Origin of the sequence: Mesorhizobium yinganensis (genome assembly GCF_040081985.1) — a bacterium.
Taxonomy (GTDB): domain Bacteria; phylum Pseudomonadota; class Alphaproteobacteria; order Rhizobiales; family Rhizobiaceae; genus Kumtagia; species Kumtagia yinganensis.
The window spans coordinates 230098-253947 of the sequence record NZ_JBEBMH010000003.1; the positions used below are offsets into that span (position 1 = coordinate 230098).

Genomic DNA, 23850 nt, shown 5'->3' on the forward strand with positions numbered 1-23850 from the left:
AATGGCCGCCTCGCTTGCCGCCATGACGGCGCTGATGGCGCCGCGCTCGGTGGCCATCGTCGGCGCCACCGAACGCGCCGGCGCCGCCTCCAGCTTCGTCATGCGCAATCTGATGGCGCAAAACTTCGCCGGCCACATCCTGCCGGTCAATCCCAAGGGCGGCACGATCTTCGGCCATCCGGCGGCGCCCTCGCTGGGCGCGCTGGACGAACTCCCCGACGTCGTCGTGATCGGCATCGCCGCCGACCGCGTCAACGCGGCGCTAAGGGAAGCCGCCGAGGCGGGTATCAAGGCGGCTGTCGTGCTCGCCTCCGGCTTTGCCGAACTCGACGAAGAAGGCCGCAGCCGGCAAGCCGAACTCGTCGCGATCGCCGCGCGACACGGAATGGCCGTCTGCGGGCCGAACTGCCTCGGCCTGTTCAATCTTCATAGCGGCGCGGCGCTCTATTCCTCGACCCTGTCCAGGAACATGAAACGGGGTCCCCTGGCGCTGGTATCGCATTCGGGCGCCAGCGCCATCGCGCTCGGCAATACCGGCCGCGTCGGCCTTTCCCACATCGTCTCCTCCGGCAACAGCGCGACCACCGACTTGCCCGACTATATCGGCTGGCTGGCCCAGGACGATGCGACGAGAGTGATCGGCATCGTCGTCGAGGCGATCCGCGATCCGCAAGCGTTCGCGACGGCGATGGACGCTGTCCACGCGGCGGGCAAGACGGTGATCGCGCTTCGCGCCGGGCGCTCTGCCGGTGGCCAACGCGCGACCGCCGCGCATACAGGTGCGCTTGCCGGCAGTAACGATGCCTACGCTTCCTTCTTCCGGCGCACGGGCGTGGTCGAGGTGAGTGACATGGATGGGTTCGTCGAGACCGCGACGCTGTTCTGTGGCATCAGGGCGGGCCCGCCGTGCAAGGGCGTGGCGGTTATCGGCGTCAGCGGCGGCGGGGTGGCGCATGTCGCCGACATGGCTGATGAGGCAGGTCTCGACCTCCCGGCCTTTGCGCCAAAAACAGTCGCGACGCTGAAAACGCTGCTGCCGCCTTTCGCATCGCCGCAGAACCCGCTGGACACGACAGGCGTGGTCTTCGCCGATGCCTCGATCTACAGCCGCGTGCTCGAAACGGTGGCGGCCGACCCGTCGGTTGGCGTCATCGTCGCGGCGCAGGACGCTCCGCCCGGCCTCGACGAGGCGACATCCGCGGAATATGTCGGGATTGCCGGCGCGGTGGCGCGATTTGCCGGAACCAGCGGCGTGCCAACCATCTTTATGAGCAATCTTTCCGCCGGCCACCATCCAGCGGTTCGGGCGGCGGCAGAGGGCGCCATCGTGCTCAACGGCACCCGCGCCGGCCTGAACGCAGTCCGCGCGCTGCTCGATCCGCCAGCGCCGCGAAGCCCGCCTCCAACCCGCCAGACAGTTGCGGAGCCACGCTGGACGGCGCTGCTGGCTGACGGCAAGCGGCTGACCGAACGAGACGCCAAGGCCTTCTGCGCGGCGAACGGCATGGCGGTGACGCGCGAAGTGCTGGCGACAACGGTCGATGCGGCCGCCGAAGCAGCGCGATCCATCGGCTTCCCCATCGCGATGAAGATCGAATCCCCTGACCTGCCACACAAGACGGAGGCCGGCGGTGTTCGACTCGGCATCGGTTCGGAGCTGGGCACCCGCGCGGCCTTCGAAGAGATAATGAGCAATGCACGCGCCTTCGCGCCGGAAGCAAAGCTGCATGGCGTGCTCGTGCAGGAGATGGTGAGCGGCGGCATTGAAGTGCTGCTCGGGCTTGCCCGTCACGAGCCGTTCGGCGTCGGCATGGTGGTCGGGGTCGGAGGCGTGCTGGTGGAGCTTGTCGCGGACGCCGCCTTCGAGTTGCTCCCGGTCGACCGGACACTCGCGCTGGACATGATTGCCCGGACGAAGCTCGGTCCGCTGCTCGCAGGCTATCGCGGGGCGCCGAAAGCCGATGTCAACGCGCTTGCCGGCATCATGGCGGCGCTGTCCGATCTCGCATCCGCGTACCGGGACCGGATCGAGGCGATCGACCTGAACCCGGTCGCAGTGCTGCCGTCAGGCAAAGGCGTGCGCATCCTTGACGCGCTCGTCATTCCTCGTGTCTGAAGCGCGGCGACCGTCGATCCCATTCCTCGCCAAAGAAACGTGCACCGGCGCCCATCCTGGTCATTCTCGATGCGCCCGGATCACCTTCAGGAACGCATCGCCATAGCGCTCCAATTTCGACTGTCCGACGCCGGAAATGCCGAGCAGCGCATCGCGGCTCGTGGGGCGGTCGGTTGCGAATGCAACCAGCGTCGTGTCGGGGAAGACCACATAGGGCGGCACCGAAAGTTCCTTGGCGATCGCCAAGCGGGCGGCGCGGAGGGCCTCGAACAATTGCATATCGGAGCCCTCGAGCGCGGACCTGGCGTTGGTCGAATGTGAGGTAGCGCTTCTCGATGCCTTTCTCGTTGTCGGACGGTCTTTTCGAAAGCGCACTTCGCGTTCGCGCTTGAAGACCGCGCGCGCGCCCGACTCCAGCTTCAAGGCCCCGAATGCTTCGTGGTCGACGCTGACGAGGCCGGCTGCGAGAAGCTGGCGGTAGACCGAATGCCATGTCTTCGGCGGGATATCCCTGCCCGCGCCGAAAACCGGCATGTCGGCATGGCCGAATCTGACGGTCTTCTCGTTCCTGTTGCCCGCGAGCACGTCGATAAGATGGCCGGTTCCGAAACGTTCGCCCGTCCGGTAGATCGCCGCCAAGGCCTTGATCGCGGCGTCGGTCCCGTCCCAGGTTTCGACCGGCTTGAGGCAAGTGTCGCAGTTGTTGCAGCGACCCGCATGCGCCTCGCCGAAATGGGCGAGAATCGCCTGCCTGCGGCAGCCCGGCGTTTCGCAGATGGCAAGCAGCGCGTTGAGCTTGGCGCGCTCGACACGCTTGATATGGTCACCGGACGTGCCTTCGTCGATCATCCGTCCGCGATGGATGACATCGGCCATGCCGTAAGCCATCCAGACATCGGACGGCAGCCCGTCGCGGCCGGCGCGGCCGGTTTCCTGATAATAGGCTTCGACCGAGCCCGGCAGGTCGAGATGGGCGACATAACGCACGTTCGGTTTGTCGATTCCCATGCCGAAAGCGACGGTGGCGACCAGGCAAAGCTCCTCTTGTTGGAGGAATGCGTCCTGATTTGCGTCGCGAACGGCTCGCTCCATGCCGGCATGATAAGCGAGCGCGCGGATGCCCTGCCCGTTCAGCCATTCGGCCGTATCCTCCACCTTGGCGCGCGACAGGCAGTAGACGATGCCGCTCGAACCCTTGTGTCGCGACAGGAAACGCAGAAGCTGCTGGCGTGGCTGGTCGCGCTCGACGATCTCATAGGCGATGTTGGGGCGGTCGAATGAGGTCGTGAAGACTTCCGCCGAACGCAGCGCAAGCTTGTCGATTATGTCTTCGCGGGTATGCGGATCGGCGGTCGCCGTCAGCGCCATGCGCGGAACGCCTGGATATTGCACCGCGAGTTGGCCGAGTTCGCGGTATTCCGGCCTGAAATCATGGCCCCACTGGGAGACGCAATGCGCCTCGTCGATCGCGAACAAAGCGATCCGGGCGTTGCCGATCAACTCCTTGAACGCGGACGTGACGATGCGCTCGGGAGTAACATAGAGAAGATCGAGGTCGCCACCGGCGATTGCCCGTCGGACATCCAAAAACTCCTCGCGCGTCAGCGAGGAATTGAGCGCGGCGGCCCGCACGCCCAATTGCCTCAATGCCTCCACCTGGTCGCGCATCAGCGCGATCAGCGGCGAAATGACGATCCCGACACCGTCGCGGCAAAGGGCGGGAATCTGAAAGCAGAGCGACTTGCCGGCACCGGTCGGAAACAGCACGACGGCATCGCCGCCCGAAACGACCCGTTCCACGACGGAGGCCTGCTTGCCGCGGAAAGAGGAGTAACCGTAGATCCGCTTGAGCACGCCGAGCGGATTGTCCGCGCCATCGCTGCCAAACAGCGGATTGATGAGGCCTTGGGTCTGCGGCATGGAATCGCTTTCGTCAGAAGGCCGGTTTATGGCACAGGTCCAGCGACAACCGTGAGCGTCAACAGGAAAGGTTCGGAACTGAAACCGCGATCCGGCTAGAATATTCGCCGGGGCACCTTGTTGACTGCCCTTGCCATTCTACCGATACATTTGAGCGATCAAGCCCTTCGTCGCCGCATGAGTGTCGGCCTGAAACCCGATATCCGGGAAATCCACGCCAGGGGTGACACCGTGATCATCCTGTTCGACGCGGCGGGAACGGCGAAGGACGGAAAACCCTACGAAAATACCTATGATTGGTTCCTTGACCTCAAGGACGGCAAGATCACCAGGGCGACGGCCTTCTTCGACGCAATCGCCTTCAACGATTTGTGGAGGCGTGTGAAGCCGGAATAGGCAAGGTATTTAGCCGGCTCGGACGAGGCCGGAACCTCGGGGAAAATCTATTGAATTCGCAAGTCTACGCTGCCGTTTCGGAGTTGCCGCGATGCGAACCAAGGATACTCTGTCCACCGGGAAGCCCGAAAACCGTTCGCGCGCGGTCGATGCTCGAAGGGGAAGCGCAGGGGACAGTTTACTTTTTCGGCAGTAACGCGCGGCCTCTTCAAGGCAGCACTGGCCGAAAAAAGTAAACTGTCCCCGGATTCTGTTCAGGCCACCTGCCGGGCCAGCGCGCATTGCGACCACAAATCCGACAGCGAGTGGATCAAATGGTCGATGTCGGCGTCGCTGTGCAGCGGCGACGGCGTGATACGCAAGCGCTCGGTCTTGCGCGGCACGGTCGGGTAGTTGATCGGCTGCACATAGACGCTGTAGCGGTCCAGCAGGATATCGCTGATCCACTTGCACTTGGCAGCGTCGCGCACCATCACCGGCACGATGTGGCTGGTGTTGGCCATGTAAGGGATGCCGATGCGGTCGAGCCCAGCGCGAACCTTCCTGACCCGGTCCTGGTGGCGGGCGCGCTCGAACGGGCTGGCCTTCAAATGGCGGATCGAGGCCAGCGCGCCGGCCGCCACATGCGGCGGCAGCGCCGTGGTGAAGATGAAGCCGCTGGCGAAGGAGCGAACGAAGTCGATCAGTTTGGCCGAACCGGTGATATAGCCGCCGACCACGCCGAAGGCTTTTCCGAGCGTGCCCTCGATGATGGTGATGCGGTCCATCAACCCGTCGCGCTCGGCGACGCCGCCGCCGCGCGCGCCATACATGCCGACCGCGTGCACTTCGTCGAGATAGGTCATTGCGCCGTGTTTTTCGGCGATGGCAACGATCTCGGCGATCGGCGCTATGTCGCCGTCCATCGAGTAGACGCTTTCGAAGGCGACGATCTTCGGCACGCCGGCGCCGTATTCGGAGAGCACGCGGTCGAGGTCGGCGGGGTCGTTGTGCTTCCAGATGCGCTTCTCGGCCTTGGAATGGCGGATGCCCTCGATCATCGAGGCGTGATTGCCCTCGTCCGAGAAGATCACGCAGCCGGGGATGTTGGCGCCCAGCGTCGACAGCGTCGTCCAGTTGGAGACGTAGCCGGAAGTGAAGAGCAGGGCGCCTTCCTTGCCATGCAGGTCGGCGAGTTCGCGCTCGAGCAGGACATGGTAATGGTTGGTGCCGGAAATGTTGCGCGTGCCGCCGGCGCCGGCGCCACACTTCTCCAGCGCCTCATGCATGGCGGCGAGGACTGTCGGGTTCTGACCCATACCGAGATAGTCGTTGGAGCACCAGACGGTGACTTCGCGCGCCTCCTCACCGGAATAACGCAGGGCGCGCGGAAACAGGCCGGCGCGGCGCTCCAGATCGGCGAACACCCGGTAGCGGCCTTCCTTGTGCAGGCCGTCCAGCTTTTCGGCGAAGAAATTTTCGAAATCCATCGGCTTTAAAGCTCCCTGGGGGATTTTTCCCTCGGTACCTCGGCAAGAGCGTATCGCGCCCTTGCCCTTTCATTTCAACCATACGCTCCGGCGCGGCGGCGAAATGCCGCAAACGCCCCGGCAGCTATCATCGGCCGCCACTGGGCGGCCTTGATCTCCGTCAATATCACGAACGTATCAGATCGCCCTTTCCATTCGCCCGCGCAAAATTTTGAAGCCGTATCAAGAAAGTTGCAGCCAGGTATCCGCCGCGTTGCGGCTGTGTAACGGTCATGCCGCATCCTTCCATTTAATCGAGCAACCCACAGACGCGATCTGGTCACGCGGGCCCTGGCCGGTGCGGGCCACCTCGGTCATCGCTTCGAAAAGGTCGCGGCGCAGATCCTGTGGGCCGACTTCCTTGCGCGAAGCGTCGAGACGGCCGCGATATTGCAGCTTGCAGTCGCTGTTGAAACCGAAGAAATCCGGCGTGCAGGCGGCGCCATAGGCAAGCGCGAGCGCCTGGTGCTCGTCGTGAAGGTAGGCGAAGCCAAAACCGTTCTCGGCGGCGAAACGCAACATGTTGTCGAAGGAATCGGCGGGATAGGCTGACGCGTCGTTGGAATTTATCGCGACGAAGCCGATGCCGTGCGGCTTCAGATCGGCGGCGTCGCGCACAATGCGGCCGATGACGGCCTTCACATAAGGGCAATGGTTGCAGATGAAGGCGACGACGAGGCCGTTCGGCCCGGCCTGCCCCAGCACCGAATGGCGCTTGCCGTCGGTGCCCGGCAGCACCGCGTCGACGGCCTGCCAGCCGAAATCGCAGACAGGCGGGATCGATGCCATCGCGGGTCTCCAGCGGTCCTGGCTGTTTACCGCCTTTCGCCGGGCATTTGAACCTTTTGCTGGCCAACTTGCCCGAAAGTGTAAGGCGAGGCGCTTCCCTCCCCCTTGAGGGGAGGGTGGCCGCGCAGCGGCCGGGTGGGATCACCGCGGCCAAGCTGTGACGTCTCTTTGCACCGAGTATCGCCGCAACGACCCCACCGTCCTTCGGACCGCTTCGCTCGGCACCCTCCCCTCAAGGGGGAGGGAAAGCCGGCTCGGCTCGCGCCTCGGCTTCCGCCGCGCGGCGGGCAACCACCCAGCCGAGCAGGCCGCCCAAAAGCAGGGTCGCGGCGGCGATAAAGAAAGACAACCCGGGGAACGGCGCGAAATTTTCGGGCTGTACTGTGGCGGCATAGACCGCGCCGAAGAACAGCGGCGAGGCGACGCCGGCGATCGAGGCGACGCTCATATTGGCGCCCTGCAACTGGCCCTGCTCGGATTCCGAGACCAGCCGCGTCATCAGCGACTGCAAGGTCGGCATGGACAGGCCCCACAGTGCGTTGGGGATCATCGCGGCGGCGAACAGCCAGCCGGTAGGCGCCAGCCCCATACAGGCGATGCCGACCGCGCCGCCGAACAGGCCGAACACCATCACCGCGCGGTCGCCGAAGCGTTTGACGGCAGGGCCGACGAGCAGACCCTGCACGCTCATGTCGAGCACACCGACCAGCGCCAGCACCAGTCCGACCTGCCACGGCCCCCAGCCATAGCGGTCGCCGGCGTAGAGCACGAAGACGGCGGAGAAGACGTGGTGGGCGAAATAGAGCAGGAAATTGACGGAGGCGAGCCCGAACAATTCGGTATGCGAGCGCAGCAATTTCAGCGCACCGAACGGGTTGGCGCGAGCCCAGGAAAAGGCCATGCGTTTTTCCGGCGCGAGCGATTCCGGCAGCACCAACAGGCCGTAGAGGAAGGCGACGCCGGCAAGCCCGGCCGCGAACCAGAACGGCGCGCGCGGCGAGATTTCGCCAAGAAACCCGCCCAGCACCGGGCCGAACACGAAGCCGCCGGAAAATGCCGCGCCGATCAAACCATAGGCGCGCGCCCGGCCTTCGGGCGGTGTGATGTCGGCCATGTAGGCGAAGACAGTGGTGAAACTCGACGAGGTGACGCCGGCGACGATGCGGCCAAGCGCCAGCCACCAGAGGTTCGGCGCCAGCGCCATCAGCACGTAGTCGGCAGCGAGCCCGGCGCAGGAGAGCAGGATGACCGGGCGGCGTCCGTAGCGGTCGGAGAGCGAACCGACGACCGGCGAGCAGATGAACTGCGCGCCGGCCCACAGCGCCACGAACACGCCGTTGATCCAGCCAGCCTCGGCGTTCGAGCCGGCGAATTCCTCGATCAGCGGCGGCAGCACCGGGATGATGATGCCCATGGTGATGATGTCGAGCACCGCCGTGACGAAGATGAAGGCGAGCGCCGCTTTGCGGCGGCTGCCGGTGATCGGATTCATGTCGGCCTCGCGGCATTTTCGGGAGCGGGTTTATAGGCCGCGGCTGTGGCCAATGCCATTGGGCCAGCGGGTGGCTCCCGACAGGGCGGAGGCTTCCCTCCCCCTTGAGGGGAGGGTTGGCCCGAAGGGCAGGGAGGGGTCCATGCGGCCAAACGCCGGGCGTTGCTTTGAGTCGAGTATGGCCGCGGTGACCCCTCCCCCGGCCTCCGGCCGGACCCTCCCCTCAAGGGGGAGGGGAACCCGCGCTCTGCCACCGTGCGAAGGTGTCCTTTAAGTCGCCGGCAGCCACCTGTTCGGGCGTCGGCGAAAAGCCGGCGGCGAGCATCTTTCGGCCCATCATGTGGTCGGCGGGACGGTTGACCGACTCGATCGCCGTCAGCCGGTCGCCGGCGTAGTGGAAGGCCGAAAAGCGGTTTTCCGTCGGATCGCCGGCCAGAACCGTGCGGTCGCTAGCGCCGGGCAGCCCGACCATCTGCAGCTTCATGTCGCCGATGTCGGACCAGAACCACGGCACCGCCGTGTAGGGATCGTCGTGGCCGGTGAGGGTGCGGGCGGCGAGTTTCGCCTGGTCTGTGGAATTCTGTACCGATTCCAAGCGCACGTCGGCGCCGGTCTGCCAGTGCAGGTAATTGACCGCGTCGCCGATCGCCAGGATCTCGGGAACCGACGTGCGCATCTGCGGGTCGACGCGGATGCCGTTTGTCACCGCGAGGCCGGCAGCCTCGGCGAGTTCGGTGCTGGGGACCGCGCCGATGCCGACCAGCACCATGTCGGCCGGGATGTGCTCGCCCGCCGAAGTGGTGACGGCGAGGACATGGCCGTTTTCTCCGTCAAGGCGTTCGACGGTGGTGCGCATCAGCAGGCGGACGCCGGAAGCGGCAAGCCGCCCGGCGACATGGGCGGACACCGCCGGCGCGACGGCGCGACCAAGCAGGCGGTCCTGCGCTTCGACCACTGTTACCCTACGCCCGCCGGCGGCAAGCGTGGCGGCGATCTCCAGCCCGATGAAGCCGCCGCCTAGCACCACGACGTTTTCGGCGGCCGCGGCATGGTCGCGAATGGCACGCGCGTCGGCGACGGTTCGCAGCGAAAACACGCCGGCCAGGATCGCGCCGTCAAGCGGCAGGGCGCGGGGGCGGGAACCGGTGGCGAGGATCAGGCGATCGAAGCCGAGCTTTGCGCTGTCGTCGAACACGAGTTGCCGCGCGGCTGTGTCGATGGCGGCGACGCGATGGCCAAAACGCAGGCCGATATCGGCGCCCGTATAAAAGGCCTCGGCGCGCAGCATCTGGGGTTTTGCCTGCGTGTCCTTGAGAAAAGCCTTCGACAGGGGCGGCTTGTGGTAGGGCAGTTCGTTCTCATCGCCAACCAGCGTCACAGGGCCGGAAAAACCTTCCTCGCGCAGGCTGGCAGCGGCCTGCACACCGGCATGCCCCGCTCCGATGATGACGACGCCGTTGGTCATGCTTTCTTCCGTTGATTGCCTTCGGTCGGTTTCATTCGGTTCTGCACCGGCGGCGTAGAATCCCAATAACCTTTCCCAAGCCGTGCGCCTTTTCGACGAAGAGTCATGATCTTGCCCGCGAGCCCACGGTTTCGATCGTCCCCCGCCGACACCGTCGTGCGGCGGGGCGTCGCACTTTGGCCAGCCCGCTGTCAAGCAGGCGGCCTCGTCTCCGAACGAGGCAGACAGCCAAGCCACTGGCCCGCTTGCAAAAAGGTGACTAGTTTAGAACAGTTCTAACATATTGATTTGAAGGCGCTTTTTTAGAATTTGCATTGACTTTCCGGGCCCCGCAGCCGTAAAGGGCAAGCGTGCGCCAGTAGGCGCGCGCCTTTAATGTCTGGGCCTTGACCCCATGCGATTGGAGGTTTTTGTGAGTTCTTTCCATGTCTTGCTCGCAGGCAAGGCCCCAAAATCCGCCGCTTTCACGGCCCATCGGCGCGCCGCCATCACGGGCGACGTCGGCGTATCACGCACAACGGCGCGGCAGGCATCAAGCAATTTTTCGACGTGAGGAGACTGGTATGACGCATGCATTTCATCCGACCAGGCATGCGGCGCGCATCGCCGCGCTGGCGGCCACAGTGGCGCTGACCGCCGCAGTCTTCGTGCTGCCGGCCAAGGCAGAGACCGATCCGAAGGCGGTGATCGACACCTATGCCGACATCGCGCTGGCCAACTATGGCGACGCGCTGACCACCGCGCAGGCGCTGGACAAGGCCGTCGACGCGTTGATCGCAAAACCCTCGGCCGAGACGCTGGCCGCCGCCAAGGAGGCCTGGAAGGCGGCGCGCATTCCTTATCAGCAGACGGAAGCCTATCGCTTCGGCAACGCCATCGTTGACGACTGGGAGGGCCGCGTCAACGCCTGGCCGCTTGACGAAGGCCTGATCGACTATGTCGACAACAGCTACGGCACCGAATCAGACGAGAACACGCTCTATACGGCGAACGTCATCGCCAACAAGGAAATCGAGATCAACGGCCAGAAGGTCGACGCCACAAACCTTACGCCCGAGTTTCTGTCGGGCACGCTGCAAGAGGCCGGCGACATCGAGGCCAACGTCGCCACCGGTTACCATGCGATCGAATTCCTGCTGTGGGGCCAGGACCTGAACGGCACGGGGCCCGGAGCCGGCAACCGCCCCTTCACCGACTACGACACCGCCAATTGCACCGGCGGCAATTGCGACCGCCGCGCCCAGTATCTGGCTGCCGCGAGCGACCTGCTGGTCAGCGACCTGCAGGAAATGGTCGAAAACTGGAAGGCGCAAGGCGCGGCGCGCAAGGCTCTTACCGACGGCGACGCCAAGACCGGCATCGCCACGATCCTCACCGGCATGGGCTCGCTCTCCTACGGCGAACTGGCCGGCGAGCGCATGAAGCTCGGCCTCATGCTGCACGATCCGGAGGAGGAGCATGATTGCTTCTCGGACAATACCTATATCTCGCATCTCTACGACGCGGTAGGCATCCGTAACGTCTACACGGGCAGCTACACACGCGTCGACGGGAGCAAGGTGGAAGGCCCGTCGATCTCGGCGCTGGTCAGGGAAGCCGACCCGGCGGTGGACGCCGAACTGGTCGGCAAGCTGAACGCCACGGTCGAAAAGATGGAAGCGATCAAGAAGCGCGCCGAGGGCGGCGAGGCCTATGACCAGCAGATCGGCGAAGGCAACACGGAAGGCAACGCGACTGTACAGGCCGCGATCGACGCGCTGGTCGACCAGACCAAGTCGATCGAACGCGCGGTCGCGGCGCTGAAGCTCGACGCCATCGCCTTCGAAGGCTCCGACAGCCTCGACGCACCGGACAAGGTGTTCGAATAGGGCCAACCCGGCCGCAAAATAGCCAAGCGGCGCGAGCGAGACCCTGCGCCGTCAGCCAGTCCAGAGACGAAAATGCTGATCTGTCACTGCAATCTCATCACCGAAAGGGAGATCGAAGAAGCGATACTTAACCTGCTCGAGCAGGATCCCTGGACGCTCATCGTACCGGCGAAGGTCTATCACAGCCTGCGCAAGCGCGGGCGCTGTTGCGGCTGCTTCCCAAATGTGGTGGAAACGATCATTCGGGTAACCGAAGCCTATCATCTCCGGTCGGAGGCGGCCGGGATGGATGTCGTTTCACACCTGGACCGCGTCAGAGGACTGCGGGCCGAATACGGGAGCAGGACCCATGAAGGGCGAAAAACAAGTCATCGAGCGGCTTAACGAGGCTCTGTTCCTGGAGCTGGGGGCCGTCAACCAATACTGGCTTCACTACCGCCTTCTCGACGACTGGGGCTACCAGAAGCTCGCCAAGAAGGAGCGCGCGGAATCGATCGAGGAAATGCACCACGCCGACAAGATCATCGCCCGCATCATTTTCCTCGAGGGGCATCCGAACCTGCAGTCTCTGGCGCCGCTGCGCATAGGCCAGAACGTCAAGGAAGTTCTGGAGTCCGACCTCGCCGGCGAATATGACGCCCGCACGTCCTACAAGAAGTCGCGCGAGGTCTGCCAGGAACTCGGCGACTACGTGACCATGGAATTGTTTGAGGACCTTCTCAAGGACGAGGAAGGCCATATCGACTTCCTCGAGACCCAGCTCGATCTGCTCGCCTCCATCGGCGAGGAGAAGTACGGCCAGCTCAACGCCGAACCGGCGAACGAAGCGCACTGAGATGTCTTCATGCGGCGCATAGGGTTTTCCACGCGCCGCAGCGCATTTGAGTGGGTCCGGTGCGTCCTTCGAGGCTCGCCCGCGAAGGACGATATCAAGTTTTCAGACGGCATTGGGGGCTCGCACCTCAGGATTAGGACGGGCGGTGCCAACAGCGCTCGTCCTGTTGCGGTCGCGCCCAGCGACAATTCTGAACTCTGGTCAAAGCCGGCTCGCAGCGCCGATGGTCCTCATTCTGAGGTGCGAACCTCCACCGACGTACGAAAATTCAGCTCGATTTTTTGCGGGCGAGCCTGGAAGGACGCCCCCAGGGGACAGTTTACTTTTTTCCGCCTGCGTCAGCTTTGCAGCGGTTGCGCCCTTCTGCGGGAAGAAAGTAAACTGTCCCCGGCGTTTCTTATCGCCGCCGCCCTGTTCTGCGTAATCTCCATCTCGCCCCGAGCCGTTGCAGGCGATATGCCTGCCGGGCTCACCACCACCCGCGAAGACCTCTCCGCCAAAGATGCCGCGCGCGTAAAATCCGTCACCGCGCCGACACAAGATTTTTCCAAGCCTGAACCGTTCGAACTCCTGCCCGGCGGCGCCGCAACGTCGAAGAAACGTCCGAACCAGGACGCCTTCTCGCAATCCTCGGCCAACATCACCTTCGAACAGGAAGGCACGTTCAAGCTCGGCAACGGGCTGTTCCGAAAGCTATGGGTATCGGCGCCGTCCTCGACGCAAGCCAGCGACGGGCTCGGACCCCTGTTCAACGCGCGGGCCTGCCAGAGCTGCCATCTGAAGGACGGGCGCGGGCATCCGCCTGAAGGTGCTGCCGACACCACCTCCATGTTCTTCCGGCTGGCGCGTACCGCCGAGACCGAGGAGGAGAGGCAGGCGCTCACCGAGCGCAAGCTGCTCAATTTCCCCGACCCTGTCTATGGCGGCCAGTTGCAGGACCTTGCCGTGCCGGGATTGGCCGGCGAAGGCAAGATGACGATCTCCTATGAAGAGATCCCGGTGACGCTGGGCGACGGCACTGTAGTTTCGCTGCGCAAGCCGGCCTATGGGGTAGCGGACCTCGCCTACGGCCCGATGCATCCCGGCACGACGTTGTCGCCGCGTGTCACTTCGGCGATGATCGGGCTCGGCCTGGTCGAGCAGATCCATCCGGCCGACATCCTAGCCAATGCCGATCCCGACGACGCGAACGGCGATGGCATCTCCGGAAAGCCCAACATCGTGCGCGACGAGCTGAGCCGCGAACTGACGCTCGGCCGCTTCGGCTGGAAGGCGCAGACGCCGTCGATCCGCCAGCAATCGGCCGACGCCTTTGCCGGCGACATCGGCATCTCGACGCCCGAAGTGCCGAAAAGCTTTGGCGATTGCACCGAGGCGCAGGCGAATTGCTTGGCGATGCCGACCGGCGTGCAGGAGCGGTTGGGCGACGTGGAAGCGCCGGCGCCGGTAATGGACCTCGTCACCTTCTATTCGCAGAACCTCGCCGTGCCGGCCCGCCGCGACGTCGGAGCGCGCCAAGTTCTGGCCGGCAAGAAGGTGTTTTACGACCTCGGCTGCGCCTCCTGCCACACGCCGAAATTCGTGACGCGCCGCGACACGCCGGACAAGGCGTTCTCGTTCCAGCTCATCTGGCCCTATTCTGACTTCCTGCTTCACGACATGGGCGACGGGCTGGCCGACGGACAGCCCGTGGGCGACGCCGCCGGCAACGAGTGGCGCACCCCGCCGCTGTGGGGCATCGGCCTGACGAAGCGGGTATCCGGCCACACATTTTTCCTGCATGACGGGCGGGCGCGAAACCTCACCGAGGCGATCCTCTGGCACAGCGGCGAGGCGCAGAAATCGCGCGACAGATTCGCCGCACTCGACATCGCCGACCGCGAGGCGCTGATCACGTTTCTGGAGTCACTGTGATGGCTGGTCTGCCTGGCAAGGTCGCGAGATTGTGGTCGCAGGTGGTGTCAACGCCGCCCTCCGTCCAACACCCCTCATCCGACCTCGCTTCGCTCGGCCACCCTCTCCCACAAGGGGAGAAGGTGAAGCGCCGCATTTTCGCCTCTGCAAATCGCAGACGTTCGAGATTTGCAACAGTGCTGGCGCGAAACTCCCGCTTCTCCCCTTGTGGGAGAAGGCGGCCGAGCGAAGCGAGGCCGGATGAGGGGTGTTGGACGGAGTGCGACGACCCAAGTCACACTCCAAAATCTCTGCTCGTGCTGCTTTGTCTAACTGTTTCCTGCTTCGCCTTCCCCGCCCTCGCCGCCAACGCCACCCTCGAAAAGGCGATCGATGGTTTCGTCCGTCCCGCCTATGCCGCGTTCCACACGGTGGCGGCGAAAGAGACCGGCGACGTGCAGGCGCTGTGCGCAAAACCCTCGCAGGAGAAATTGGCAGCGGCCCGGAAAAATTTCGTCGCCCTGGTTTCGGCTTGGTCGCGGGTGGAAATCGTCCGCTTCGGCCCGGTGACCGAGGAGAACCGGCTGGACCGCATCCTGTTCTGGCCCGACCGCAAAAGTATCGGGCTGAAGCAGGTTCAGGCGGCGCTGGCCGACGAAGACGCGACGGCCGGCAATGCCGCGCAGCTCGCCGGCAAGAGCGTCGCCATGCAGGGACTGGGCGCGCTGGAATTTGTGCTGTTCGGCACCGGTTCCGAGACGCTCGGCGTTCCAGGCGACCCCTATCGCTGCTCCTACGGCCTGGCGATCGCGCAAAATCTCGAGGACATGGCCAAAGCCATTTCCGACGCCTGGCAGATGCCCGACGGTATAGCCAGCACATGGGCCAATCCGGGGCCGGACAATCCGCTCTATCGCAACGACGACGAGGCGTTGACCGAATTGTTCGACGTGTTCGTGCATGGGCTGGAAATGACGCGCGACGTGCGGCTGAACGGCTTTCTCGGCAACACGCCCGATGACGACAAGCCTAAGCAGGCGATTTTCTGGCGCTCCGGCGCGACCGTTATCTCGCTCGGCAAGAATCTCGCCGGCATGAAGGCACTGTTCGAGGCTTCTGGCCTGGCCAGCCTGCTGCCGGCGGAATCGGCGTGGATCGCCCAGTCGATCGATTTCGAGTTTAACACGTCGCAGACCATGATCGGCCACGAGCCGGCGCCGATCGCCGATATGCTTTCCAGCGACAATCGCGGCGGGCTACCCGCGTTACGGCTGATCACCTCGCACCTGTCGGAACTGTTCGGTGTGAACATGGCCGCAGCGCTCGGGCTCTCCGCCGGCTTCTCGTCGCTGGACGGGGATTGAGGCGGTGCGCACGCCGCTGTTCGACCGCCGCGATTTTTTGAAGTCCGCCGGCGCGTCCTTTATCGCCGCCCTCGCACCGGCAGTGGCACGCTCGGTCGAGGCCGACGCGCTGTTCGCCACCGCCTACCAGAATCGCGGCGGCGGCTTTGGCGTCGCGATCCTCACCGAACAGGGAAAAATCCTGCATTCGCTCGACCTGCCGGATCGCGGCCACGACATCACCTTCGACCCGGTATCGCGGCACTCGGTGGTGTTCGCCCGTCAGCCCGGCACTTTCGCCGTCGTGTTCGACCACGCCGGTGAGCGCGAGCCGGTCACAATACCGAGCGTCGCCGGACGGCATTTTTTTGGCCACGGCGTGTTCTCGCCGGACGGAAACCTGCTCTACACCACCGAGAACGATTTCGACAACGCCGCCGGAATGGTCGGCGTCTATGACGCGACCGATGCTTTCCGCCGCATCGGCGAATTTTCGACACATGGCGTTGGGCCGCACGAGGTGCTGCTTTGCCCGGACGACAAGACGCTGGCCATTGCCAATGGCGGCATCGAAACGCATCCGGACTTCGGCGCGGCGAAACTCAACATCCCGACCATGAAGCCGTCGCTGGTGTTCGTCGACCGCCTCACCGGCGACCTTCTGGAAAAGCACGAACTCGACCCGGCGCTGCACAAGCTCTCCATCCGCCACATGGATTTCGACGGCGGCGGCACGCTGTGGTTCGGCTGCCAGCATGAGGGACCCGCGAGCGAGCATCCCGCGCTGGTCGGCCGCGCCCGAACGGGCGAGCAGTTCGAACTGATCGATATTCCCCAGAAGGCACTGCTCGGCCTCCGCAACTATGTCGGCTCGGTGGCGGCCAACGCTTCTGCAGGCACCGTCGCCGTTTCGTCACCGCAGGGCAATTCGCTGGCTGTGCTCGACGCGGCCAGCGGCGCGCTGGTTGCCGTCCGCGACCTTACCGAAGTCTGCGGGCTCGCGCCGGATGGCGGCGGTTTCCTAGCGAGCACCGGCACGGGCGAGATTCTCTTACCCGATGGCGCGGCGGCGAAGGATCGGGAGCATGTCTGGGACAACCATATGCTGCGGATTTTGCTGTAGACGCTGCCGGCACATCGTGTAGCTGGTTGCCTGATGACCGGCCTCGACCTCCCCGCCCTTCCCGTCACTGAAGCGCTGCCGAAGCTGCTGGCGGCGTTGGAGGCCGGAAGCAACGTTGTATTGGTGGCGCCGCCGGGGGCCGGAAAGACCACGCTGGTGCCACTGGCGCTGCTCGACGCAAGATGGCGCGGCGAGGGCACGATTCTGCTCCTGGAACCACGGCGGCTGGCGGCGCGGGCGGCGGCGCGGCGCATGGCCGAGCTGCTCGGCGAGGAACCGGGCGATACCGTCGGCTTCGCCATGCGTATGGAGCGAAAGGTTTCGGCGAGGACGCGCATCCTCGTCGTCACCGAAGGCATTTTGGCGCGCATGATCCTCGACGATCCGGAACTGCCGGGCACCGCCGCCGTCCTGTTCGACGAATTCCACGAACGCTCGCTGGACGGCGATTTCGGCCTGGCGCTGGCGCTGGACGTGCAGAGCGCGCTGCGGCCGGACCTCAGGCTGCTGGTGATGTCGGCCACCGTCGACGGTGCGCGGGTGGCTCGGTTGCTGAGTGAAACCGCACCGGTCATCGAGAGCGCCGGCAGGAGTTTTCCGGTCGACATACGATATTCCGAGCGCGCGCCCGGCGTCCCGATCGAAGACGCCATGGCCAGCTCGATCCGCGAGGCGCTGGCGACGGAGGACGGCAGCGTGCTTGCCTTCCTGCCCGGTCAGCGCGAAATTCTGCGCACCGCCGAGCGGCTGGAGGGGCGCATTGCCGAGACCGTCGACGTCGTACCGCTCTACGGCCAGCTCGACGCCCGCACGCAGGACGCCGCTGTAAGGCCTGCGCCGGCGGGGCGGCGGAAAGTGGTGCTGGCAACTTCGATCGCCGAGACCTCGATCACCATCGACGGGGTGCGGGTGATCATCGATTCCGGCCAGTCGCGCGTGCCGCGCTACGAGCCGGCTTCGGGTCTGACCCGGCTGGAGACGGTGCGGGTCAGCCGCGCCTCGGCCGACCAGCGCGCCGGCCGCGCCGGCCGCACGCAGCCGGGCGTGGCGATCCGCCTCTGGCGGGCGGAGCAGACCGCGTCGTTCGCCGCCTACAACACACCGGAGATTCTGGAGGCAGACCTGTCGTCGCTGCTGCTCGACTGCGCGGCGTTCGGCGTCGCCGATCCGCGTACACTGTCCTTCCTTGACCCGCCGCCGGCGCCAGCGCTTGCCGAAGCGCAGGCGCTGCTTGGAGCGCTCGGCGCATTGGACGAAGGCGGGCGGCTGACGGAGGCGGGTGCCGCGATGCGAAAGCTCGCGCTACCGGTGCGGCTGGCGCATATGGTGGCGGCAGCGGTACTCACTGGCGCCGCGCATGACGCGGCACAACTCGCCGTGCTGCTGACCGAGCGCGGGCTGGGCGGCGACAGCGTCGACCTGGAGAGGCGGGTTTCGCGGTTCCGCGGGGAAAAATCGCCGCGCGCGTTGGCGGCGAGGCAGTTGGCGGAAAGGCTGGCGCGGACCTTACCCTCCCCCTTGCGGGGAGGGTCGCGGAGCGACCCGCTCGGGACGAGCGGGTCTGCGGCGCGGGGTGGGGTAACCGCTGAAGTGCTCCAACCTCATTCGACCCCACCACGTCGCACAATCTCCGCTTCGCTCCGACCGCTTGCCGACCCTCCCCGCAAGGAGGAGGGTGAAGGCAGTGCGCTTCCTGAGCCAACCCGCTCCGCCCGCTTCGCGGGCACCTCCCCCGCAAGTGGGGAGGAAAGCGTCGGCTCCCTTCTTCTCCGCGCCTGGCCGGACCGCATTGCCAAGGCGCGCGGCGAACGCGGCCGCTTCGTGTTGGCGAATGGGACAGGCGCAATGCTGGACGCGGCCGATCCGCTGGCGGGTGAACAATACCTTGTCATCGCGGACCTGCAGGGCAAGGCGCAGAACGCCCGCATCTCCTCGGCCGCCGCTGTGAGCGAAGCCGATCTCCGGGCGATTCTTGGCGACCGTCTCGAACGCAGGCGTACCACCGAATTCGACGTCGAGCGTCGCGCCGTGCGTACGCGCGAACACGTCAAGCTGGGGGGGGTGGTGCTGTCCGAACAGCTTTTGCCACCACCGAAGGGTGCCGATGCCGACCGGGCGATCCTAGACGCCTTGCGCGAGCACGGGCTGTCGCTGCTGCCGTGGAGCAAGGAGGCCGAGGTTCTGCGCGCCCGGCTCGCCTGGCTGCATGCTCATGTCGGCGCTCCATGGCCCGACGTGTCGGATGCGGCGCTGACGGAAGCATTGGAGGACTGGCTGCGACCCTTCCTGAACGGCGAGGCTTCATTCGTCCGCATTGATCCCGGCGCGGTGACGCAGGGCCTGCGCTCGCTGCTGCCGTACGATCTTGGCCGCCGGCTCGATCAGGCGGCACCGACGCATTTTGCGGCACCTTCGGGCAGCAACGTGCCGATCCGCTATGACGGCGGGACGCCAGTGCTTTCGATCCGGGTACAGGAACTGTTCGGGCTGAAAAACCATCCGGCGATCGGCGACGGAAAGGTGCCGTTGACGCTTGAACTGCTGTCGCCCGCGCACCGGCCGATCCAGACGACACGCGACCTGCCCGCCTTCTGGCGCGGGTCCTGGGCGGACGTGCGCGCCGACATGCGCGGCCGCTATCCAAAACATGTGTGGCCGGAGGATCCCGCGAACGCCGCGGCCACCAGCCGGGCGAAGCCGCGCGGGACGTGAGCACCGCCTAAACCGCATTGCACCGCCGCCCCCAAGCGACTACGGCTCGTATGCCGGCAACAGACCGCCAGGAGCCGCATGATCAAGTCACTCGCCACGCCCGATTTCGAACAGGCCCACAGGCTCAGGCTGAACACTCTGATCCGCCTGCGATGGCTCGCGGTGGTCGGCCAGAGCGTCACCGTCGTCGTCGTCGCCTACTGGCTGGATTTTCCGTTGCCGGTCAGCCTGTGCTTCGCGCTGATCGCTTGCTCTGCCTGGCTGAACCTTTTTCTCACCTTCCGTTACCCTTCGGCGCACCGGCTGGCGCCCAGTTCGGCGCTGGCAACGCTGCTGTTCGATTCTCTCCAACTCGCCGGCCTGCTCTATCTGACCGGCGGGCTGACCAACCCGTTCTCGCTGCTGCTAACCGTGCCGGTCGTCATCTCGGCGACGACGCTGTCTCTGAAGATGACCGCCGTGCTCGGCGGGCTGGTGATGGCGATGGCCAGCGCGCTGGTTTTCTTTCATTTCCCGCTGCCGTGGATCGAAGGCGCGGAACTGACCATCCCCTTCGTCTATGTCGCGGGCATGTGGATGGCTGTGTTCTCGTCGATCACCTTCACAGCGGTCTATGCGTGGCGTGTCGCCGAGGAGGCGCGGCTGCTCGCCAATGCACTGGCCGCGACCGAGCTTGTGCTGCAGCGCGAACAGCACCTTTCCGCGCTCGACGGGCTGGCGGCGGCCGCTGCCCATGAACTCGGCACGCCGCTGGCCACCATCACGGTCGTCGCCAAGGAGATGGAACGGGCTCTGGGAAACGACCCCAAATACCGGGAGGACGTCACCCTGCTGCGCTCGCAGAGCGAGCGCTGCCGCGAGATCCTGAAGCGTCTGACCAGCCTGTCGACCGAAAGCGACGAACATCTGGCGCGGCTGCCGCTGACCTCTCTCATCGAGGAGGTGATCGCGCCGCACCGCGATTTTGGCATCGCCATACGCCTCGAGCCGGGGGAACGGATCGGCGAGGAGCCCGTCACCCGCCGCAACCCCGGCGTCATCTACGGGCTCGGCAATCTGGTCGAGAACGCGGTCGACTTCGCGGCAGGCGTGGTAACGCTGCGCTGGCGCTGGGACGAAAGCGCGGTGATCATAGACGTGATAGACGACGGGCCTGGCTTTCCGCCGGAAATCCTCGACCGCATCGGGGAGCCCTATATGTCGACAAGACAGGGCGCGGAACCCGGCGGCGGGCTGGGGCTCGGCCTGTTCATCGCCAAGACGCTGCTGGAGCGCTCGGGCGCCACCCTGTCCTTCTTCAACGCCAACCAGCGCGGCCAGGGAGCGGTGGTGCAGGTGGCGTGGACCCGCGAACAGTTCCTCAGCCGGCGAAGCGCCCCGAACGACATGTACGAACAGGCGTAAGGTGGTATTAGGCGACCGGAAAGCTATATATTACATAGCCAATAAGAAACGGATGGACGCCGATGATCGCCGAGGAACCGCTGCAAGACAAGGCTATTGGGCCTGACGCCTCGCTGCTGCTGGTTGATGACGACAAGCCGTTCCTGACGCGGCTGGCGCGCGCCATGGAGGCACGTGGTTTCTCGGTGGACACGGCCGAGAGCGTGGAGGAGGCAGTCGCCAAGGCCAAGGCCGGTGCGCCGGCCTATGCGGTGGTCGACATGCGGCTCGGCGATGGCAACGGGCTCGACGTGGTGGCCGCCATTCGCGAGAGCCGCGCCGACACACGCACCGTCATCCTCACCGGCTACGGCAACATCGCCACCGCCGTCACGGCGGTGAAACTCGGCGCCATCGACTATCTGTCGAAGCCCGCCGACGCAGACGACATCTACGCCGCGCTGACCCGCACTGGTGGCCAGCGCGCCGCGCCGCCCGAAAACCCTATGTCGGCCGACCGCGTGCGCTGGGAGCATATCCAGCGCGTCTACGAAATGTGCGACCGCAACGTCTCCGAGACGGCGCGCCGGCTCAACATGCATCGCCGCACGCTGCAGCGCATCCTGGCCAAACGCGCACCGCGCTGACGGACCTATCGGCGCAGTCATCATCTTTCAGGGTTGCCGCGATCTCTCCCGCGCGGCATTCAGTCCGGATGACTTGATGCGACTAACTGGGAGAGCCGCATGACAGCCAAATCGACCCGCCCCGTCTCGATCTTCCGCGAATTCCTCGACAGCGAGGCCTCGGGCGGCATCGTCTTGATGGGGGCCGCGCTGCTGGCGCTGATCGTCGCCAACTCGCCGCTGTCGGGCGCCTATTTCGCCACGCTGAAGACCTATGTCGGCCCGCTTAATGTCGAGCATTGGGTTAATGACGGGCTTATGGCGGTCTTCTTCCTGCTGGTCGGGCTGGAGATCAAGCGCGAGATGCTCGACGGGCAGCTTTCCACCTGGTCGCGTCGCGTGCTGCCGGGGGTCGCGGCAGCCGGCGGCATGGCTGTCCCGGCGCTGATCTACGTTGCGCTCAACCTACAGAATCCTGAGGCGCTGCGCGGCTGGGCCATCCCCACCGCCACCGACATCGCGTTTGCGCTCGGCGTGCTGTCGCTGCTCGGCAGCCGCGTGCCGGCCTCGCTGAAAGTCTTCCTCACCGCGCTTGCCATCATCGACGACCTTGGCGCGGTGATCATCATCGCCATCTTCTACACCAGCGGGCTGTCCATTCCATATCTCGCGGGCGCAGCGGCCGTTCTCGCCGTTCTGGTCGCGATGAACCGGATGGGCGTGCTCAACCTCCTGCCCTATGCGCTGCTCGGGCTGGTGCTGTGGGTGCTGGTGCTGAAATCTGGCGTGCATGCAACGCTGGCCGGCGTCGCGCTGGCGCTGACCGTGCCGTTGCGCGTATCGAAAGGCATCGCACATGACCTCGAACATTCGCCGCTGCACCGGATGGAGCATTCGCTGCACAAGTTCGTGCCGTTCGTCGTGATCCCGATCTTCGGTTTCGCCAATGCCGGCGTGTCCTTCGCCGGCATGAGTTTTTCCGCGCTCGCCGAACCGCTGACGGTGGGCGTGGTCGCCGGTCTCGTTTTCGGCAAACTCGTCGGGGTTCTGGGCACCTCGGCACTCGCAATAAAACTCGGCCTCGCCGATCTGCCCCGCAACGCGAACTGGGCGCACCTGACCGGCGTGGCGTTTCTGTGCGGCATCGGCTTCACCATGAGCCTGTTCATCGGCCTGCTCGCCTTCGCCGAAGAGCCTGAACTGCAGAAGGCGGTAAAACTCGGCATATTGGCTGGTTCGCTAGTGGCAGCGCTGCTGGGAGCGGCGGTGCTGATGCTGGCGCCGAAGGCGGGGGAAATATTGGACGAGGACGGGCGTTGAGTACGTCTGGTCTTTGTGAAAGGACAAGACAGGCGGCTCGCCAGGGCCGTTTGATTGGGCAAGATCAAAGGCGCACCGGAGCGCCGTGCGGATTTTTCGGGGCCTGGCGACGATAGCGCGTAGGCAAAGCGGTGCCCGTGCCCGATTTCGAGCCCACTTCCGAGCCTGGACCGAGTAGCCTACAACTTGCCCAGACAGAAAAATCCGAGGAGCGCCCGATGTCCGATCCCGTCCGCACCACCCGCCTGCCCTCGGGCATCGACGTGCCTGTCCTCGGTCTCGGCACCTGGAAGATGGGCGAGGATCGGCGCCGGCATACCGACGAAGTGAACGCCCTGAAACTCGGGCTCGACCTCGGCATGACGCTGATCGACACCGCCGAGATGTACGCCTCAGGCGGCTCGGAAGAGGTGGTGCGCGAGGCGATCGCCGGCCGCCGAGACGAGGTTTTCCTGGTCAGCAAGGTGCTGCCCTCCAACGCCTCGCGCGCCGGCACGATGCGCGCCTGCGAGGCCAGTTTGAAGCGGCTCGGCACCGACCGGCTCGACCTCTATCTGCTGCATTGGCGCGGCGGCGTGCCGCTTTCCGAGACGGTCGGGGTTCTGGAGGATCTGAAGGCGGCCGGAAAGATCCTGCATTGGGGCGTCAGCAATTTCGACACCGACGACATGGAGGAACTTGCGGATGCAGACGGCTCGGGCGTCGAGACGAACCAGGTGCTCTACAATCTGACGGCGCGTGGCATCGAATACGACCTGCTGCCGCAGGCCGCCGCGCGGGGTCTGCCGGTCATGGCCTATTCGCCGGTTGGGCAGGGCGACCTGACCACCGATGCGCGCCTCGGCCGGGTGGCGGCGCGCCGCGGCGTCAGCGCCGCGCGCGTGGCACTCGCCTGGGCGCTGCGCCATCCGCATGTCATCGCCATCCCCAAGGCGACACGACCCGAGCATGTGCGTGACAACCGTGCCGCGCTTGACCTGAAGCTGACGCCAGCCGACCTTTCCGAGCTCGACGCAGCCTTTCCGCCGCCGCGCCGCAAGCAGCGGCTGGAAATGATCTGA

General features: G+C 65.3%; 18 protein-coding genes. 13 read left to right on the forward strand and 5 right to left on the reverse strand.

Features of this window, described 5'->3' with window-relative positions:
* The first annotated feature begins 1 nt into the window (after position 1).
* Positions 2 to 2116, forward strand: a complete 2115-nt coding sequence (locus ABMA59_RS08240) for an acetate--CoA ligase family protein (RefSeq protein ID WP_349004857.1) — start codon at positions 2 to 4, stop codon at positions 2114 to 2116.
* A 60-nt stretch (positions 2117 to 2176) separates the two neighbouring features.
* On the opposite strand, the gene recQ is transcribed toward ABMA59_RS08240, so the two are convergent.
* A complete protein-coding gene (recQ, locus tag ABMA59_RS08245) occupies positions 2177 to 4036 on the reverse strand; it encodes a DNA helicase RecQ (protein ID WP_349004858.1) in 1860 nt (619 codons plus the stop codon).
* Between the two features lie 150 nt (positions 4037 to 4186).
* On the opposite strand from recQ, the gene ABMA59_RS08250 reads away from it, so the two are divergent.
* Positions 4187 to 4432, forward strand: a complete 246-nt coding sequence (locus ABMA59_RS08250) for a nuclear transport factor 2 family protein (RefSeq protein ID WP_349004859.1) — start codon at positions 4187 to 4189, stop codon at positions 4430 to 4432.
* Between the two features lie 254 nt (positions 4433 to 4686).
* On the opposite strand, the gene hemA is transcribed toward ABMA59_RS08250, so the two are convergent.
* The 4 genes from hemA to ABMA59_RS08270 form a co-directional block, all read right to left on the reverse strand.
* On the reverse strand, positions 4687 to 5901 hold the full coding sequence (gene hemA, locus ABMA59_RS08255) for a 5-aminolevulinate synthase (RefSeq protein ID WP_349004860.1): 1215 nt from the start codon (positions 5899 to 5901) through the stop codon (positions 4687 to 4689).
* A 270-nt stretch (positions 5902 to 6171) separates the two neighbouring features.
* On the reverse strand, positions 6172 to 6729 hold the full coding sequence (locus ABMA59_RS08260) for a thioredoxin family protein (protein ID WP_349004861.1): 558 nt from the start codon (positions 6727 to 6729) through the stop codon (positions 6172 to 6174).
* A gap of 232 nt (positions 6730 to 6961) precedes the next feature.
* Positions 6962 to 8221: a TCR/Tet family MFS transporter gene (locus ABMA59_RS08265; RefSeq protein ID WP_349004862.1), complete on the reverse strand. Its 1260-nt coding sequence runs from the start codon at positions 8219 to 8221 to the stop codon at positions 6962 to 6964.
* Positions 8222 to 8444: 223 nt separating this feature from the next.
* On the reverse strand, positions 8445 to 9686 hold the full coding sequence (locus tag ABMA59_RS08270) for an NAD(P)/FAD-dependent oxidoreductase (RefSeq protein ID WP_349004863.1): 1242 nt from the start codon (positions 9684 to 9686) through the stop codon (positions 8445 to 8447).
* A gap of 563 nt (positions 9687 to 10249) precedes the next feature.
* On the opposite strand from ABMA59_RS08270, the gene ABMA59_RS08275 reads away from it, so the two are divergent.
* From ABMA59_RS08275 to ABMA59_RS08325, 11 genes are all read left to right on the forward strand, one after another.
* The gene (locus tag ABMA59_RS08275) at positions 10250 to 11554 is read left to right on the forward strand and encodes an imelysin family protein (protein ID WP_349004864.1); all 1305 of its coding nucleotides are present in this window, start codon (positions 10250 to 10252) and stop codon (positions 11552 to 11554) included.
* Positions 11555 to 11626: 72 nt separating this feature from the next.
* Positions 11627 to 11938: a bacterioferritin-associated ferredoxin gene (locus ABMA59_RS08280; protein WP_349004865.1), complete on the forward strand. Its 312-nt coding sequence runs from the start codon at positions 11627 to 11629 to the stop codon at positions 11936 to 11938.
* Positions 11904 to 12389, forward strand: coding sequence for a bacterioferritin (bfr, locus tag ABMA59_RS08285; RefSeq protein ID WP_349004866.1), 486 nt, complete (start codon positions 11904 to 11906; stop codon positions 12387 to 12389). Before ABMA59_RS08280 ends, bfr begins: the two co-directional genes overlap by 35 nt.
* A 456-nt stretch (positions 12390 to 12845) precedes the next feature.
* On the forward strand, positions 12846 to 14303 hold the full coding sequence (locus ABMA59_RS08290) for a di-heme oxidoreductase family protein (protein ID WP_349004867.1): 1458 nt from the start codon (positions 12846 to 12848) through the stop codon (positions 14301 to 14303).
* A gap of 296 nt (positions 14304 to 14599) precedes the next feature.
* Positions 14600 to 15646 (forward strand): imelysin family protein, encoded by a 1047-nt coding sequence (locus ABMA59_RS08295; protein WP_349004868.1) that lies wholly within the window; start codon positions 14600 to 14602, stop codon positions 15644 to 15646.
* A 4-nt stretch (positions 15647 to 15650) separates the two neighbouring features.
* The gene (locus tag ABMA59_RS08300) at positions 15651 to 16748 is read left to right on the forward strand and encodes a DUF1513 domain-containing protein (protein WP_349004869.1); all 1098 of its coding nucleotides are present in this window, start codon (positions 15651 to 15653) and stop codon (positions 16746 to 16748) included.
* 33 nt (positions 16749 to 16781) lie between these two features.
* Positions 16782 to 19460, forward strand: coding sequence for an ATP-dependent helicase HrpB (hrpB, locus tag ABMA59_RS08305; protein ID WP_349004870.1), 2679 nt, complete (start codon positions 16782 to 16784; stop codon positions 19458 to 19460).
* Positions 19461 to 19538: 78 nt separating this feature from the next.
* Complete coding sequence (locus ABMA59_RS08310; RefSeq protein WP_349004871.1) at positions 19539 to 20864, forward strand: ActS/PrrB/RegB family redox-sensitive histidine kinase; 1326 nt, start codon at positions 19539 to 19541, stop codon at positions 20862 to 20864.
* A 62-nt stretch (positions 20865 to 20926) separates the two neighbouring features.
* On the forward strand, positions 20927 to 21490 hold the full coding sequence (locus tag ABMA59_RS08315) for an ActR/PrrA/RegA family redox response regulator transcription factor (RefSeq protein ID WP_349004872.1): 564 nt from the start codon (positions 20927 to 20929) through the stop codon (positions 21488 to 21490).
* 99 nt (positions 21491 to 21589) lie between these two features.
* Positions 21590 to 22789, forward strand: coding sequence for a Na+/H+ antiporter NhaA (nhaA, locus tag ABMA59_RS08320; RefSeq protein ID WP_349004873.1), 1200 nt, complete (start codon positions 21590 to 21592; stop codon positions 22787 to 22789).
* A 218-nt stretch (positions 22790 to 23007) separates the two neighbouring features.
* A complete protein-coding gene (locus ABMA59_RS08325; protein ID WP_349004874.1) occupies positions 23008 to 23850 on the forward strand; it encodes an aldo/keto reductase in 843 nt (280 codons plus the stop codon).

What these genes read in the sequence shown, in the direction of transcription:
- ABMA59_RS08280 (WP_349004865.1), top strand. Translation starts at nt 11,627, where the DNA reads ATGCTGATCTGTCACTGCAATCTCATCACCGAAAGGGAGATCGAAGAA.
- ABMA59_RS08310 (WP_349004871.1), top strand. Translation starts at nt 19,539, where the DNA reads ATGATCAAGTCACTCGCCACGCCCGATTTCGAACAGGCCCACAGGCTC.
- nhaA (WP_349004873.1), top strand. Translation starts at nt 21,590, where the DNA reads ATGACAGCCAAATCGACCCGCCCCGTCTCGATCTTCCGCGAATTCCTC.
- ABMA59_RS08260 (WP_349004861.1), bottom strand. Translation starts at nt 6,729, where the DNA reads ATGGCATCGATCCCGCCTGTCTGCGATTTCGGCTGGCAGGCCGTCGAC.
- hemA (WP_349004860.1), bottom strand. Translation starts at nt 5,901, where the DNA reads ATGGATTTCGAAAATTTCTTCGCCGAAAAGCTGGACGGCCTGCACAAG.
- ABMA59_RS08290 (WP_349004867.1), top strand. Translation starts at nt 12,846, where the DNA reads ATGCCTGCCGGGCTCACCACCACCCGCGAAGACCTCTCCGCCAAAGAT.
- hrpB (WP_349004870.1), top strand. Translation starts at nt 16,782, where the DNA reads ATGACCGGCCTCGACCTCCCCGCCCTTCCCGTCACTGAAGCGCTGCCG.
- ABMA59_RS08240 (WP_349004857.1), top strand. Translation starts at nt 2, where the DNA reads ATGGCCGCCTCGCTTGCCGCCATGACGGCGCTGATGGCGCCGCGCTCG.
- ABMA59_RS08275 (WP_349004864.1), top strand. Translation starts at nt 10,250, where the DNA reads ATGACGCATGCATTTCATCCGACCAGGCATGCGGCGCGCATCGCCGCG.
- ABMA59_RS08315 (WP_349004872.1), top strand. Translation starts at nt 20,927, where the DNA reads ATGATCGCCGAGGAACCGCTGCAAGACAAGGCTATTGGGCCTGACGCC.
- bfr (WP_349004866.1), top strand. Translation starts at nt 11,904, where the DNA reads ATGAAGGGCGAAAAACAAGTCATCGAGCGGCTTAACGAGGCTCTGTTC.
- ABMA59_RS08265 (WP_349004862.1), bottom strand. Translation starts at nt 8,221, where the DNA reads ATGAATCCGATCACCGGCAGCCGCCGCAAAGCGGCGCTCGCCTTCATC.
- ABMA59_RS08270 (WP_349004863.1), bottom strand. Translation starts at nt 9,686, where the DNA reads ATGACCAACGGCGTCGTCATCATCGGAGCGGGGCATGCCGGTGTGCAG.
- ABMA59_RS08325 (WP_349004874.1), top strand. Translation starts at nt 23,008, where the DNA reads ATGTCCGATCCCGTCCGCACCACCCGCCTGCCCTCGGGCATCGACGTG.
- recQ (WP_349004858.1), bottom strand. Translation starts at nt 4,036, where the DNA reads ATGCCGCAGACCCAAGGCCTCATCAATCCGCTGTTTGGCAGCGATGGC.